General features: G+C 71.1%; 14 protein-coding genes. 7 read left to right on the top strand and 7 right to left on the bottom strand.

Annotated features, from left to right (window positions below; genetic code table 11):
• Positions 1–53: 53 nt before the first annotated feature.
• The gene (locus AB0F72_RS05900) at positions 54–752 is read right to left on the bottom strand and encodes a lytic polysaccharide monooxygenase (RefSeq protein ID WP_360425790.1); all 699 of its coding nucleotides are present in this window, start codon (positions 750–752) and stop codon (positions 54–56) included.
• Positions 753–1,040: 288 nt separating this feature from the next.
• On the opposite strand from AB0F72_RS05900, the gene AB0F72_RS05895 reads away from it, so the two are divergent.
• Positions 1,041–1,226 (top strand): hypothetical protein, encoded by a 186-nt coding sequence (locus AB0F72_RS05895; protein WP_360425787.1) that lies wholly within the window; start codon positions 1,041–1,043, stop codon positions 1,224–1,226.
• Between the two features lie 123 nt (positions 1,227–1,349).
• Here the strand turns inward: AB0F72_RS05895 and ald are convergent, their stop codons facing one another.
• Positions 1,350–2,465: an alanine dehydrogenase gene (gene ald / locus AB0F72_RS05890; protein ID WP_360425784.1), complete on the bottom strand. Its 1,116-nt coding sequence runs from the start codon at positions 2,463–2,465 to the stop codon at positions 1,350–1,352.
• Between the two features lie 143 nt (positions 2,466–2,608).
• On the opposite strand from ald, the gene AB0F72_RS05885 reads away from it, so the two are divergent.
• Positions 2,609–3,076: an Lrp/AsnC family transcriptional regulator gene (locus AB0F72_RS05885; RefSeq protein ID WP_360425781.1), complete on the top strand. Its 468-nt coding sequence runs from the start codon at positions 2,609–2,611 to the stop codon at positions 3,074–3,076.
• 554 nt (positions 3,077–3,630) lie between these two features.
• Here the strand turns inward: AB0F72_RS05885 and AB0F72_RS05880 are convergent.
• From AB0F72_RS05880 to AB0F72_RS05860, 5 genes are read right to left on the bottom strand one after another with little or no spacing between them, the layout of a single operon-like run.
• A complete protein-coding gene (locus AB0F72_RS05880) occupies positions 3,631–4,206 on the bottom strand; it encodes a hypothetical protein (RefSeq protein WP_360425778.1) in 576 nt (191 codons plus the stop codon).
• Positions 4,203–5,024: a carbohydrate ABC transporter permease gene (locus AB0F72_RS05875; protein WP_360425775.1), complete on the bottom strand. Its 822-nt coding sequence runs from the start codon at positions 5,022–5,024 to the stop codon at positions 4,203–4,205. Before AB0F72_RS05875 ends, AB0F72_RS05880 begins: the two co-directional genes overlap by 4 nt.
• Positions 5,024–6,001: a sugar ABC transporter permease gene (locus AB0F72_RS05870; RefSeq protein WP_360425772.1), complete on the bottom strand. Its 978-nt coding sequence runs from the start codon at positions 5,999–6,001 to the stop codon at positions 5,024–5,026. The genes AB0F72_RS05875 and AB0F72_RS05870 overlap by 1 nt, the downstream gene beginning before the upstream one ends.
• 5 nt (positions 6,002–6,006) lie before the next feature.
• Positions 6,007–7,302 (bottom strand): extracellular solute-binding protein, encoded by a 1,296-nt coding sequence (locus tag AB0F72_RS05865; RefSeq protein ID WP_360425769.1) that lies wholly within the window; start codon positions 7,300–7,302, stop codon positions 6,007–6,009.
• Between the two features lie 9 nt (positions 7,303–7,311).
• The gene (locus AB0F72_RS05860; protein ID WP_360425766.1) at positions 7,312–8,337 is read right to left on the bottom strand and encodes a LacI family DNA-binding transcriptional regulator; all 1,026 of its coding nucleotides are present in this window, start codon (positions 8,335–8,337) and stop codon (positions 7,312–7,314) included.
• Between the two features lie 209 nt (positions 8,338–8,546).
• On the opposite strand from AB0F72_RS05860, the gene AB0F72_RS05855 reads away from it, so the two are divergent.
• From AB0F72_RS05855 to AB0F72_RS05835, 5 genes are read left to right on the top strand one after another with little or no spacing between them, the layout of a single operon-like run.
• On the top strand, positions 8,547–9,878 hold the full coding sequence (locus tag AB0F72_RS05855; protein ID WP_360425763.1) for a Gfo/Idh/MocA family oxidoreductase: 1,332 nt from the start codon (positions 8,547–8,549) through the stop codon (positions 9,876–9,878).
• The gene (uxaC, locus tag AB0F72_RS05850; RefSeq protein ID WP_360425761.1) at positions 9,875–11,275 is read left to right on the top strand and encodes a glucuronate isomerase; all 1,401 of its coding nucleotides are present in this window, start codon (positions 9,875–9,877) and stop codon (positions 11,273–11,275) included. The genes AB0F72_RS05855 and uxaC overlap by 4 nt, the downstream gene beginning before the upstream one ends.
• A complete protein-coding gene (locus tag AB0F72_RS05845; protein ID WP_360425758.1) occupies positions 11,272–12,534 on the top strand; it encodes an enolase C-terminal domain-like protein in 1,263 nt (420 codons plus the stop codon). Before uxaC ends, AB0F72_RS05845 begins: the two co-directional genes overlap by 4 nt.
• The gene (locus tag AB0F72_RS05840) at positions 12,525–13,970 is read left to right on the top strand and encodes a mannitol dehydrogenase family protein (protein WP_360425755.1); all 1,446 of its coding nucleotides are present in this window, start codon (positions 12,525–12,527) and stop codon (positions 13,968–13,970) included. The genes AB0F72_RS05845 and AB0F72_RS05840 overlap by 10 nt, the downstream gene beginning before the upstream one ends.
• Complete coding sequence (locus AB0F72_RS05835; protein WP_360425752.1) at positions 13,967–15,070, top strand: Gfo/Idh/MocA family oxidoreductase; 1,104 nt, start codon at positions 13,967–13,969, stop codon at positions 15,068–15,070. Before AB0F72_RS05840 ends, AB0F72_RS05835 begins: the two co-directional genes overlap by 4 nt.
• Positions 15,071–15,073: the final 3 nt, after the last annotated feature.

Here is a 15,073-nt window from a genome sequence, read left to right as displayed (position 1 = left end):
CGATTCGCACACCGCCTTCGTGCGATTCGCCAAGATCGGGTCGGATGACGGCGTCAGCAAGCGCCCTGGTCGACCCAGACGCTCGCTACTCCCGGGGTTTCGTTCTGGGTCCACCACTGGGCGCGCCATTTGCGGTTGTTGTGGGTGGCCATGGCACCGCCGACGTACACCGTCGAGCTCGCCCACGCGCCCACACCGCCGCAGTTGCCGGTCGGCGGAGGTGTGGTCCCGCCGCCTCCGCCGCCTCCGCCGATGTTGACGTCGATGCACGAGTAGAACGCGTTCGCGGTGTCCGAGATGTTCCAGATCGCCAGCAGCTTCTGCCGCCCGGAGAAGCCGCTCAGGTTCACCGTGTGCGACAGCGTCGCGGGCGGCTGCTGGTTGTTGCCGCTGAACGACGCGACCCGGGTGTTCCCGATGTAGTACTCCCAGTTCGCCGTCGCGTGCCGGGCCGTGTTGATCCAGGTCAGCGTCAGCGAGGTGCCCACGCTGGTGGCCGGCCAGCCCCGGCTGTCGTCGTTGAGCTCCGCGAACTGTGCCACGTTCGCGTTGCAGGTCCGCAGATTCTTCGGCCCTTCGACACTCTGCGGCTCGTACTTGATCTGCCCGCACGCCATGACGCCCCGCGCACAGAGCGCCTGACGGCTGGGCGGCGAGGAGACGTACCCGTGCGCCGCCGCCGGGGACGCCGCCAGCAGCGATCCGGCGGCGCCGACCAGGGCGACCGCGAGCAGGGCGAGCAACTTGCGCATGTCACTCCTCCAATGACGCTCGTCTATTGAATGGATGTGACAAAAATATAAAGCAAACTTTCCTAACAGAAAAGCGGCAGAATCAAGATCAAAATCAGGATGTCGCATCGGGGTGGTCGGCGCGGACCGTCGCTCCCGCCGAGGTGCGCGGCGGTGCTCGCCGGCCGCTGGCGCGTCCGGACCGCGAGCAGCCCGCCGCGCGGCCTGCGTGCGTGGTCGCGCCCTCTTCCTCTCAGTCCCGTGGCCGCGGGGCATTGATCAATCGTCGGGCGGACGCATAATGAGGTCATGGACGAGCTGAACCGCCCGGACGAGGCCGCGATCGAAGCCCAGCGTAAGGCGAAGTTCGGCGCCCTGCCGCCGCGTCTGCGCCCGGACGACCTGGTCGGCCTGGTCGAGACCCGCAGCGCCGAGGACCGCCCCGCGTCGGCGACGAGCGAGGCCCAGCAGATCGCCCTCACCGCCGGCGGCTGACCTCCGGGAGCCGGCTGCCTCCGCGCAGCGGCTGCCTTTGCGAGCGCCGGCCGAGCTGCGCGCCGGAAAGGGGTGCGCCCTCCGGCCGGGGGAGCGGCGGGAGGGCGCGGAGTGCGGCCCGGATCAGGCCAGGATCGAGGCGACCGTCTCGGTGGGCAGGCCGAGCGCGGCGCCGACCGAGTCGTTGGTCAGCACGCCGTCGTGCACGTTCAAGCCCGCGGCGAGGGCCGGGTCTGCCCGGAGCGCCTCACGCCACCCGAGGTCGGCCAGCCGCAGCGCGTAGGGCAGTGTCGCGTTCGTCAGCGCGTACGTCGATGTGTTCGGCACCGCGCCCGGCATGTTGGCGACGCAGTAGAAGACCGACTCGTGCACCTTGTACACCGGGTCCTGGTGCGTCGTCGGGCGCGAGTCCTCGAAGCAGCCGCCCTGGTCGATCGCGATGTCGACGAGCACCGAGCCCGGCTTCATCCGCTTGACCAGATCGTTGCTGACCAGCGTCGGGGCCTTCGCGCCGGGCACCAGCACCGCGCCGATCACCAGGTCGGCGGCGAGGACCGACTGCTCGATCGCGTACGAGCTGGAGACCAGCGTCTTGACCCGGCCGCCGAACTGGGCGTCGATCTGGCGCAGCCGCCGGATGCTGAGATCGAGGACGGTGACGTCGGCGCCGAGCCCGAGCGCGATGGTCGCCGCGTTCACCCCGGAGACGCCGCCGCCGATCACGGTGACCTGTGCCGGGGCGACGCCGGGCACCCCGCCGGGCAGCACGCCGCGGCCGCCGCTGTTGCGCATCAGGCTGTACGCGCCGACCTGCGGCGCCAGCCGGCCGGCGACCTCGGACATCGGGGCGAGCAGCGGAAGCGATAGGTCGGCGAGCTGCACCGTCTCGTACGCGATGGCCGTCGTCCCGCTCTTCAGCAGGGCTTTCGTTCCCTCGGGGTCGGCCGCGAGGTGCAGGTAGGTGAAGAGGACCTGCCCGGCGCGCAACCGGTGGTACTCCGCCGCGATCGGCTCCTTCACCTTGAGGATCATGTCGGCGGCGTCCCACACGGCGTCGGCGTCGGGGGCGATCCGCGCGCCGGCCGCCACGTAGTCCTCGTCGGTGATCGCGGACCCGGCTCCCGCGCCGGCCTGCACCAGCACCTCGTGGCCGTGACGCACCGCCTCCACCACGCCGGCCGGGGTGACGGCCACCCGGTACTCGTGGTTCTTGACCTCTGTCGGCACACCGATGCGCATGGGGACGTCCTTTCGACCGCACTGTCAGGTGGCTTCGCCACGTGGCGATAGGGTGGAACGATGTGCAAGGAACGGGCAAGACGAGCGAAGATGATTCTGTCTGAAACGTGCCCGGGGCAGATTCTGCGCGCCGAGCCGCTCCGATGACCGATCTGCCGAAGGATGTTCGAGGCCTGGATCACATCGATCTGGAGTTGCTGAGCCTGCTGCGGGCCGACGGCCGGATGCCGAACAACGCTCTCGCCGACCGGGTGGGCATCGCCCCGTCGACCTGTCTGACCCGGGTGCGCCGGCTGCGCGAGATCGGCGCGATCCGGGGTTTCCACGCCGAGGTCGACCCGGCCTGGATCGGCCGGCCCATCCAGGCGATGATCGCGGTCCGGATCCGGTCGGACGCGCGCGACGGGATCGGCAAGTTCGCCGAGTCGCTCGCCGGGATTCCCGCGGTCCGCGACGTCTACTTCGTCTCCGGCTCCTACGACTTCCTGCTGCACGTGGCGGCCGCCGACGTCGACGACCTGCGCAACGTGATCACCGAGCGGCTGAGCAGCACCCGGTTGGTCGCCGGCACCGAGACCTATCTGATCTTCGAGCACCGGAGAGGCGGCTGAGGTCGCCCCGCTGTTGCACCGTCCGGGTGCGGCCGTTGAAGCGAGCCGTAGGTCAGGCATGTGATCACGGGTGTTTGCCTGTGTGGGCGACGGCTGGCCGGTGCGAGCCGTCGGTGGTGCAGGTTGTGGGGGCGTTTTGCCTGCGTGGGCGACGGCTGGGTGGTGTGAGCCGTAGCTGGTGCAGGTTGTGGGAGCGGTTTGCCTGTTTGGGCTACGGCCGGGGGGTGGGGCTGGGGCGCGCCGGGGCCGGCGGCGGGTCGCGCCGGGCCGTGGCCGTCAGTCGCCCGGAAGGGGCGGGGACTTCGGGGTGCGGTGGGGACTGCCGGGCCGCGTACCCGATGGGAAAGCGGAAGCCGCCGCGCGGGGCCGGGATGGAACGGCCTCGCGCGGCGGCTGGTCGGGAACGGCGGCTGGGGAACGTGGTAGCCCGGGGAACAGGACTGGGGAACGGGCAGTAGCCCACGAGCCGGCGGCGGGGAACGGGGTAGCCGGGGGCGGGGATGGAGAACGGCGGATGGGAAACGGGGACGGGACGGCGGTGGGGGACGGCGGGGTCAGGGGAGACGGTCGCTGAGGATGTGGGCGGCGAACAGCTGGAAGCCGACCAGCAGGGGGATCGTCGCCGGGATCGTGAGGGCGAGGAAGAACGCCAGGGCGCCGGTGGCCGCGATGGCGGCGGTGGCGCGCGGGCGGTTCCAGGCGGAGCGGGCGGCGTGGCGCCAGGGAAGCGCGGGGTCGCGACCCAGGGCCACCAGGGTGAGGCCGGCCAGGCCGCCCAGCCAGGCTACGGCGAGTGCCGTGGCGGTGAGCAGCGGCGGGCCTCCGGGGACCCAGCCCCGGCCGACGGCGATCAGGTCGAGCAGGAGCGCCGCGGTGGCCAGGACCACCGGCACGCCTCGGAGCAGGCCGTGCCGGAACTGCCGGAGCAGCGGGGCGGTCCGGGGGAGACCGCCCTCGGTGTAACGGTGCCGGATCGCCGAAGAACCCGCCGCCAGGGCTGCCGGGGCGGTGAGGACCGGCAGCGCGAAGACCGTGGTGACGACGCCGATCAGAGCGAGGTCGGTGCCCAGCGCCAGACGTTCACGCCAGTCCGGGCGGGGGACGACATGGTGCTCGACCGGCCAGTTCATCCCTTGAGGCCCGTCGTGTTGATGCCCTCGACGAGCATCCGCTGGAAGGCCACGAAGAAGAGGAAGACCGGCGCGAGCGACAGCACCGACATCGCGAACATCGGGCCGACCGCGGACTGGCCGCTGGAGTCGATGAACAGCGTCAGCGCCACCGGAGCGGTGTATTTCTCCAGGTCGGAGAGGTACACGAGCTGGCGGAAGAAGTCGTTCCAGGTCCAGATGAACGAGAAGATCGCGGTGGAGACCAGGGCCGGGCGGGACAGCGGCAGGATCACGTGGCGGAACACCCCGTACGGGGTGCAGCCGTCGATCTTCGCGGCGTCGTCGAGCTCGCGCGGGACCCCGCGCATGAACTGGACCATCAGGAAGACGAAGAACGCCTCGGTGGCGAGCAGCTGCGGGACGATCAGCGGGGCGTAGGGCCAGTCGCCGCCGACCCAGCCGAACGTCTTGAACATGACGAACTGGGGGACGATCAGCACGTGGCCGGGGAGCAGCAGCGTGCCGATCATGATGGCGAACCAGAAGTTGCGCAGGCGGAAGCGCAGGCGGGCGAAGGCGTACGCGGCGAGCAGGCAGGAGACGCAGTTCGCCACCACGGTGAGCACCGCGACCATCGCGCTGTTCAGGAAGAACCGCCCGAACGCCACGTCGAAGTGCCCCCACCCGTCGGTGAAGTTGGCGGGGGTGAAGACCTCCGGCCACACCGACATGTTGTTCAGGACTTCCTGCGGCGACTTGAACGAGCTGCCGAGCATCCAGACCAGGGGATAGAGGACGATCGCGGTGAGCACGATCAGAACCACAGAGCGACGCATCAGTCGTCCCCGTCCGAGTAGTGCACCCAGAACTTGCCGGTGCGGAAGATGACCACGGTGACCAGGCCGATCGAGAGCAGGAAGACCCAGGCCATCGCGGAGGCGTAGCCCATCTGGTACTCGGTGAAGCCCTTGATGTAGAGGTGCAGCGTGTACATCAGCGTGGAGTCGACCGGGCCGCCGGTGCCGTTGCTGAGCACGAACGCCGAGGTGAAGCCCTGGAACCCGTTGATCGTCTCGAGGACCAGGTTGAAGAAGATCACCGGGGAGAGGATCGGCAGGGTGACGGCGAAGAACTGCCGCACCGCGCCGGCGCCGTCGACCGAGGCCGCCTCGTAGAGCTCCTGCGGCACCTGCTTCAGGCCGGCCAGGAAGATCACCATCGGGGCGCCGAACTGCCAGACGGCGAGCAGGATCAGCGTGCCGAGCGCGTAGTCCGGGTCGTTCACCCAGGCCTTGCCCTCGATCCCGAACCAGGCGAGGAACGAGTTGAACGCGCCGTCGCGGTTGAACATGCTCACCCAGACGATCGCCACGGCGACGCTGCCGCCGAGCAGCGACGGCAGGTAGAACAGGCCCCGGAACAGGCCGTCAGCGCGGAACGCCTTGTTCAGCAGCAGCGCGACGCCGAGCGCGGCGGCCAGTTTGAGCGGCGTCGCGACCAGCGCGAACGTGAGCGTGACCCGGACCGCGTGCCAGAAGGCGGGGTCCTCGGTGAACATCTGGCGGTAGTTGTCGAGCCCGACCCACTCGGTCGACGACCAGTCGCTGAGCACGTCGTAGTTGGTGAAGCTGAGGTAGAGCGACATCAGCATCGGGATCGCCGTGATCGCGGCGAAGCCGAGCAGCCAGGGGGAGAGGAAGACGTAGCCGGCCGCGCCGTCCGACTTGTGCCGGGCGGGCCGGCCCCGCCGCTTGGAAGCGGCGGGACCGGCGGGCGGCGCGGGCGGTGACGGACGCGCCGTGGTGACTGCCACTGGACTCACCGGCTGATCGCGGCCTGGCTGGCGGCGAAGAACTGCTCGGCGGCCTGTGCCGGGGTGGCGCGGCCGAACTGGGCCTCCTCGGCTGCCTTGATCAGCTCGGAGCGGACCGTGCTGTGGCCCTTCGGCGGGACGGTCGGCGACGGGCCGTAGCTCTTCGACAGCTCGTCGATGGTCGCGATGGTCTGCTTCATCGACGGGTTGTCGGTGGAGGCGGCGACCGCGGCGCGGGTGTCGAGGTTCGACGGCAGGCCCCGGTCGGTGCCGAGGATCTTGCCGGCCTCCGGGTCGTTCGCCAGGAAGTTGATCACGTCGACCGCGATGTCCTTGTGCTCGGTGCCGCGGAAGACCGAGAAGTACATCGAGGCGCGCGGCCACTGCTTGCTGTTGTCACCGGGGTACGCGACCACGCCGAGCTCGTCCTTCGTGTTCTTCTGCAGCTCGGGCATCTGGTTCGCCCACACCCAGGAGGTGAGCGCCTTGTTCGTGACCACCAGCTGCTTGGTGATGTCGGTCTGGTTGCCCTCGTGGATCACGTCGGCGGTCGGGGTGGCCTTGCCGTCCCGGGCGCCCTTCCACAGTTCGAACCAGGCCTGCACGTCGGCCGCGGTGAAGCCGAGCTCGTTGCCGTTGTACATCTCCTTGCCCTGCTGGCGCAGCCACACCCAGAACGCCTTGTAGTCGGCGCTCGGGTCCTGGGTGCCGGGGAGCTTGGCCGCGGCGCCCGCCTTCTGTGCCCAGGCGATGTGCTCCTCCCAGCTCATCCCGGTCGTCGGCAGCGGCTGCTTGGCGGCCTCCAATTTGGACTTGTTGAAGACCAGGCCCTGGGTGTTCTCGCCGAACGCCAGGCCGGCCAGCTTGCCGTCGACGACGCCGTACTTCCACAGGCCCTCGGGGAACTTCGTGGTGTCCAGCTTCCCGTCCGACTGGTACGGGGTGAGGTCCAGCGTGACGTTGCGGGTCGCGTACTCGGCGAGGAAGTTGTCGTCGATCTGGAAGATGTCCGGCGCGTCGTCGCCGGCGGTGAGCGTGGCCAGCTTGTCGAAGTAGCCCTGGTTGGCCTGCCAGGTCTTCTTGAAGGTGACGTCCGGGTGCTTGGCGGTGTAGAGGTCGAGCGCCTTCTCGGTGAGCTCGGCCCGGGCCTCGCCTCCCCACCAGAAGAAGCTCAGCTCCACCTTGCCGTCGTCACCGCCCGAGTCGTCACCGCCACAGGCGCCGAGGACCAGGGGAAGGGCGAGCATGCCGGCGACGAGGGTACGCAGGAAACGGCGCCGGGGCGGGTGTGTTGCGGTCATGGCTTGTCGTCACTCCTTGACGTATGCGGCGACCTCAGCGGTGGTCGCACCGGCCGGAAGGAACGGACCCGGACCGGTGGAGTTGCGGATGACAAGGTCGGTGTGCAGGTTGATCTGTCCGGTGGAGCCGTCGTCGCCCTGCTGCAGGAGCATGTCGACGGCGGCGCGTCCGGCGGCAGCGGTCGGATTCGCCACCGTGGTGAGCTTGGGGCGGACCAGTTCGCTTGCCGCGATGTCATCGATACCGACGACACTCACCTGTCCGGGCACGGCGACGTCACGATCGTGCAGCGCTTGCAGCAGGCCGATCGCCATCAGGTCGTTGTAGGCGAGCACCGCGGTGGCGCCGGTGGCCAGGACGGCCTCGGCTGCCGCGGCGCCGGCCGCCGTGATCGGCTGGTGCGGACCGAGGACCGTGAGCTCCGCGCCGGCGGCCCGGGCGGTTGCCCCGGCAGCCCTGCGGATCTCCCGGTTGGTCCAGGAGCCACGTGGTCCGGACAGGTAGACCAGGTGGCGGTGACCCAGGCTGAGCAGGTGACGCACGGCGGACCGCGCGCCCTGCCCGACGTCCATGACCACCGCGGGCAAGCCGGTGATCATGCGGTTGATGACGACCAGGGGCACCTCACGCCGGAGCTGCTCGATCTGGTCGTCGGTCATCCGGGGGCTGCAGAGCAGAATCCCGTCGACCTGTTTCGCCAGGGCCTGGACCAGGTCGGCCTCGACGATCGGGTCCTCATCGGTGTCGGCGACGAAGACGTGGTAGTCACGCCGCCGGGCATGTGTCTCGGCCGCCTTGATCAGCGGCGGGAAGAACGGGTTGGCGATGTCGGCCACGATCAGGCCGATGTTGTGGGTACGTCCGGTGATCAGTGCCCGGGCCGCCCGGTTGGGACGGTAACCGAGCTGCTCCGCGGTGGCCAGCACCCGGGAACGGGTCTCGGGGTTGACCAGATGCGGTGCCGAGAAGGTGCGCGACACCGTGGAGATGTGCACTCCGGACGCTCGTGCCACGTCCCGGATCGTGACTGCCACGATGCCTCCCTCAATGTGACCCGGATCTCTCCGGTGGAAGCCATTAATGCAAACGGTTGCTGAGGTGTCAACGCCTATCTATGTCGATCTTGTGGCGGCACGGTTAATCAACCGGCATAAAAGCGGGCAAATACCGACAGCATATTGACTTCCATCGAGACGAGGCCGGTAACCTGCTGCAAACGTTTGCCGATGCTGGAGGCGACGGAATGACGCAACCACCCCGCCGGCGCTACGCCCTCGTGGGCGCCGGCGCCCGGGCCGGCCTCTTCCTCAGGGCGCTCGCCACCGACCACGCCGACGTGGCCGAGCTGGTGGCCCTGGCGGACACCAACCCGGCCCGCGCCGCGGTCCACAACGCCCGCCTGCAACGACTCGGCGTGCCGCCCGTGCCGGTCTACGACGCGGCCGACTTCACCGAGATGCTGAAGCGGGAGCGGGTGGACGTCGCCTTGGTCACCACAGTGGACCGCTACCACGACGAGTACGTCGTGGCGGCCCTGGAGGCGGGCTGCGACGCCATCACCGAGAAGCCGATGACGGTGGACGCGGCGGGGTGCCGGCGGATCCTCGCGGCGCAGCGCCGAACGAACCGCGACGTGCGCGTCACGTTCAACTATCGCTACAACCCCTTGCACGAGGCGGTCAAGAAGATCGTGCGGAGCGGGGAGATCGGCGAGGTCGGCTCGGTCCACTTCGAGTGGCTGCTCGACGTGCGGCACGGCGCCGACTACTTCCGGCGCTGGCACCGGGACAAGGCCAACTCCGGCGGGCTGCTGGTGCACAAGGCCAGCCACCACTTCGACCTGGTCAACTGGTGGCTCGACGACGAGCCCGAGCAGGTGTTCGCCGCGGGGCGGCTCTTCTTCTACGGTGATCAGGGCGCGAGGCACGGCTATGCGCGGGACTATGAACGCGCCCATTTATCGGATAAAGCGGCAGATGACCCGTTTGCCCTGAAATTGGCTGACGAACCGGGGCTCAAGGAGCTCTACCTCGACGCCGAGCACCACGACGGCTACCACCGCGACCAGAACGTCTTCGCTTCCGGGGTATCCATCGAGGACGATATGGCGGTGCTGGTCCGCTACGCCGGAGGCGCGTCGATGAGCTACCACCTGACGGCGTACGCGCCGTGGGAGGGCTATCGGCTGATGATCAACGGCAGCCGGGGCCGGCTCGAGCTCGAGGTGGTGGAGAGCGACCACGTCGCGCCCGCGGCGGCCGGCGCGGTCAAGGGCGAGCCGGGCGCCGAGTCCACCGCGGAGAAGGGCTTCAAGCGGCTGCTGGTGCGGCCGTACTGGGCGCCGCCGCGGGAGGTCGTCGTCGAAGGGCTGTCCCGTGGCGGGCATGGCGGCGGTGACGTCCGGATGCTGGCGGATCTGATCCGGCCGGACCAACCAGAAGATCCGCTCGGCCGGAGCGCGACCGCGCGGGACGGCGCCCGCGCCCTGCTCACCGGCCTCGCCGCCAACGAGTCGATCAGGACCGGCACGGCCGTTCCGGTGAAGGACGTCCTGGACATCGAGGAGATCCGTTGACCCATCTCTTTCCCTCCGACCCCACCCAGCGGCGGATCGCCGGCGAGCTCTACCAGCACGCCAAGGACCTGCCGCTGATCAGCCCGCACGGCCACGTCGACCCCGCGCTGCTCGCCGACGACACCCCGTTCCCCGACCCGGCCCGGCTCTTCGTGGTGCCCGACCACTACGTCACCCGGATGCTCGCCAGCCAGGGCATCCCGCAGAGCCGGCTCGGCGTCCCGAGCATCGACGGCTCGGCGGTGGAGACCGACGGCCGGGCGATCTGGCGGCTGCTGGCGGAGAACTGGCACCTGTTCCGGGGCACGCCGTCGCGGCTGTGGACCGAGAAGGTGTTCCGCGAGGTCTTCGGCGTGGAGAAGCGCCTGGGGAGAACCACCGCCGACGCCATCTATGACGAGATCTCGGACAAGCTGCGCCACCCCGACTACCGCCCCCGCGCCCTCTTCACCCGCTTCAACATCGAAGTCCTGGCCACCACCGAGAGCCCGCTCGACGAGCTGACCGCCCACGCCAAGCTGGCCGCCGACGGCTGGGGCGATCGGGTGATCACCACGTTCCGCCCGGACAACCTGGTCGACCCGGAGTGGCCGGGCTGGCCGGAGCGGGTCGCGGCGCTGGGCGAGCTCACCGGGACCGACGTCGGCACGTACCCCGGTTTCCTGACCGCCCTGCGGGCCCGCCGCGAGCTCTTCATCGCGGCCGGCGCGACGAGCTCCGACCACGGCCACCCGACCGCCGCCACGCTGGTGCTGGACGACGGCGAGGCCGCGGTGCTCTACCGCAAGGCGCTCGGCGGTGGCGCGGACGCCCGCGACGCCGAGGCGTTCCGCGCGCACATGCTGATCGAGTTCGCCCGGATGTCGCTGGACGACGGCCTGGTCATGCAGCTGCATCCGGGATCGGTGCGCAACCACGACGTCGCGCTGCACCGCAAGCACGGCCGGGACGTCGGCGGGGACATCCCGTCCGCGACCGACTACGTCAACGGGCTGCGGCCGCTGCTCGACGCGTACGGCCACGACCCGCGCCTGCGGATCGTGCTCTACACGCTGGACGAGACGACGTTCACCCGTGAGCTGGCCCCGCTCGCCGGCGGTTACCCGGCCCTCTACCTCGGCGCGCCGTGGTGGTTCCTGGACAGCCCGGAGGGCCTGCGCCGGTTCCGCGAGACGGTCACCGAGTCGGCCGGTTTCTACAACACGGCCGGGTTCGCCGACGACACCCGCGCGTTCTGCTCGATCCCGGCCCGGCACGACGTGGCCCGCCGGATCGACGCCGGTTTCCTGGCCCGCCTGGTCGCCGAGGACCGGCTGCCGCTCGACGAGGCCGCCGAGACGATCGCGGACCTGGCCTACCACCTGCCGAAGCGGGTCTTCCGCCTGGACCGGTCATGATCAAAGACGTCACGGTCCACGACGTCCGCTTCCCGACCGCCGAAGCCGGCGACGGCTCCGACGCGATCAACCGGGGCGACTACTCCGCCACCTACGTCGAGGTGATCACCGACAGCGGCGTCACCGGCACCGGCCTGACCTTCACCAACGGCCGCGGCAACGAGATCACCTGCGCCGCGGTCCGGGCCCTCGCGGTCCATGTGATCGGGCGGGAGCCCGAGGAGGTCGCCGTCACGTCGATCACCGCGGACCCCCAGCTGCGCTGGCTCGGCCCGGAGAAGGGCGTCATCGCGATGGCGGCCGGCGCGCTGATCAACGCGCTCTGGGACCTCCGCGCCCGGCAGGCCGGCAAGCCGATGTGGCGGTACCTCGCCGAGCTGCCCGCCGCCGACCTCGTCGACTCCGTCGACTTCGGACACATCAGCGACGCGATCACCCCCGGCGAGGCGCGCGAGATCCTGGAGCAGGGCGCCATCGGGTACGGGGACCGGCTCGCCCGGCTGGAGAACGAGGGGTTCCCCGCCTACACGACGAGTGTCGGCTGGCTCGGCTACCCCGACGACAAGGTTCGCGCGCTGACCCGGCAGGCCGTCGCCGACGGCTGGCGCGCCGTGAAGATGAAGGTCGGCGGCCCGCTCGACGACGACGTGCGGCGCGCCGGCATCATCCGCGGCGAACTGCCGCCCGGCGCGCTGCTGATGATGGACGCCAACCAGGTGTGGGACGTCGACCAGGCGATCGCCGCGATGGGCCGGCTCGCCGCGTTCGACCCGTACTGGATCGAGGAGCCCACCCACGCCGACGACGTCCTGGGCCACGCCCGCATCGCGCAGGCCGTCGCGCCGGTCCGGGTCGCCACCGGCGAGGTGGCCGCCAACCGGGTGATCTTCAAGCAGCTGATGCAGGCCGGCGCGATCCGGGTCTGCCAGGTCGACGCCTGCCGGGTCGCCGGCGTCAACGAGGTGCTCGCGATCCTGCTGCTCGCCGCGAAGTTCGGCGTGCCGGTCTGCCCGCACGCCGGCGGCGTCGGCCTCTGCGAGTACGTCCAGCACCTGGCGATCTTCGACTACCTGCGGATCGGCCGTTCCCTGGACGGCCGCATGATCGAGTACGTCGACCACCTGCACGAGCACTTCACCGACCCGGTGACAGTGGTGGACGGCCGGTACCGGCTGCCGGCCCGGCCCGGCTACAGCGTCGAGATGAAACCGGCCTCGATCGCCGAGTTCCGCTTCCCGGACGGCCCGGCATGGCGGTGACCTATCGGCTCGGCCTCGCCGCTGCCGCCGGACTGCCCGCTGCCGCCCGCCCGCTCGTCCGGCCGGGCGAGGTCCGCCCCGGCATCGTCCACCTCGGACTGGGCGCGTTCCACCGGGCACACCAGGCCGTCTACACCGAGGCGGCGGTCGCGGCGTCCGGCGGGAACTGGGGGATCGTCGGGATCGCGCCGCGCTCCCGCGAGATCGTGGACCGGCTGCGCGAGCAGGACCGGCTCTACAGCGTGCTCACCGTGGGCGGGGAGGCCGACGAGGCACGGGCGGTCGGCATCCTGTCCGGGCTCGGGCACGCCGCCGGTGATCCCTACGGGGTCCTCGCCGCGATCGCCGACCCGGCCATCCGGATCGTGTCGCTCACCGTCACCGAGAAGGCGTACCGGCTCGCCGGCGACGATCAGGTGCGGGCGCAGCTGACCGGCGCCGCCCCGCCGGCGTCGGTGCCCGCGCTGCTCGCCCGCGGCCTGCTCGCCCGCCGCGCGGCCGGCGCCGGCCCGCTCACCGTGCTCTGCTGCGACAACCTGCAGAACAACGGCCCGCGGATCCGTGCCGTGGTGGCGCGAGCCCTGGAGCTGGCCGGCGCGGAGCTGCCGGACGACGTCGCGTTCCCGGCCACCATGGTCGACCGGATCGTCCCGGCCACGACAGCGGATCACCGGCGGCGGGCGGCGCTCGCGCTCGGCGCCGAGGACGCCGTCCCGGTCGTCGCGGAACCCTTCACCCAGTGGGTGATCGAGGACCGGTTCCCCGGCGGGCGTCCCGACTGGGCGGCCGCCGGCGCGATCCTGACCAGCGACGTCACCCCGTGGGAGACCCTCAAACTGCGGGCGCTCAACGCCGTCCACTCGGCGCTCGCCTATCTGGGGGCGCTCGCCGGGCAGGAGCTGATCGCCGACTCGCTCGACATGCCCGGCATGGGCGAGGTGCTGCGCCGGTTCCTCGCCGAGGAGGTCGCGCGCACCGTCACCCCGCCGGCCGGCGTGACGGTCACCGGGTACGGCGCGACGGTGCTGACCCGGTTCGCGAACCGCGAACTCGGCCACCGCAACCTCCAGGTCGCCATGGACGGCAGCCAGAAACTGCCGCACCGCCTGCTCGGCACCATCCAGGATCTGCGCGATCGAGGCGATGATCCCTGCTGGGCGGGGCTCTTCCTGGCCGCGTGGATGCGCTTCGCGCGAGGGTACGCCGACAGCGGCGCGCCACTGAGGCTGGACGACCCGCTCGCCGGCCGGATCCGCGAGGCGCTCGCCGCGGTGCCGGACACCCCGAACGGTGTGACGAGCGCGCTGTTCGGTCTCGGCGAGGTGTTCCCGCCAGCCCTGGCCGGCGACGACGTGCTCCGGCGCGAGGTGGTCCGCTGGTACGCCGAGCTGGACCGGCACGGCGCGGCGGCCACGATCCGGGAGGCCGGGCGATGACGCCACGGGTCGCCCTGATCGGCGCGGGTGGGCACGGCCTGTCCCACCGCCGGGTGCTGAGCCGCCTCCGGGACGCCGGCCGGATCGAGGTGGCCGGCCTCTGCGACAGGCAGCCGTTCGCGCCGGACCCCTCGGCGCCCCTGGACGGCGTGCCGTTCTTCACCGATCACACGGCGCTGCTCGCCGCGGTCCGCCCGGACGTGGTGGTGATCTGCACGCCACCGCACACCCATCTGCCGATCGCCCTCGACGCCCTCGACGGCGGCGCGGACCTGCTGCTGGAGAAGCCGCCGGTGATGTCCCTCGACGAGCACCGGCGGCTCGCCTCGGCGGTCGCCGCGTCCGGCCGGCTCTGCCAGGTGGGCTTCCAGGCGCTCGGGTCGGCGGCCCTGGCGCGGCTGGTCGCCGCCGCGCCGGCCGGTCCGATCGGCGTGTTCGGGGCCTGGTGGCGGCCGGACACCTACTACCGGCGGACGCCCTGGGCCGGGCGCCGGGCGGTCGGCGGGCGCCCGGTGTTCGACGGCGCCCTGGTCAACCCGTTCGCCCACGCGCTCATGCAGGCCCTGGTCATCGCCGGCCCCGGCTTCCGGCCCCGCCACCTGGAGCTGGAGGCCTACCGCACCCGGGACATCGAGACCGACGACACCACGTTCCTGCGGGTCACCGCCGGGGACGGCCGCCGGATCACGGTGGCCGTGACGCTCGCGTCGGCGGTCTTCCTGGCCGGCGAGATCCGGGTCGGCGGCGCGGCCCTGGAGTACCCGACCGACCGGCTGCGGCTGCCCGGCGAGGAGGCGTTCCGCGAGGTCCCGGGGCGGACCGGGCTCCTGGAGAACCTGCTCGACCACCGGGCGGACCCCGCGGTGCCGCTGCTCGCGCCGCTGCGCCGGACCGCGACGTTCACCGCTGTCGGCGCGGCGATCGTGGGGTCGGCGCCGCCGGTCGAGATCGGACCGAAATGGCTCGTCCCGCATTCCGAGGGCGGCGGATCGGTGCTGCCCGGCGTCGACGAGCTGGTCCGGCAGGTCGCCGCCACCGGTGAGCTGCCCGCCGAGCTCGGCGTCGGCTGGGCGTCCCGGGCTCAGCTCATTCAGCTGTGAGAA

This window comes from Actinoplanes sp. NPDC023936 (assembly GCF_040639325.1).
Classification (GTDB): Bacteria; Actinomycetota; Actinomycetes; order Mycobacteriales; family Micromonosporaceae; genus Actinoplanes.
Note: the sequence above shows the minus strand (reverse complement) of the source record. Positions and strands in the feature narration are given on the sequence as shown.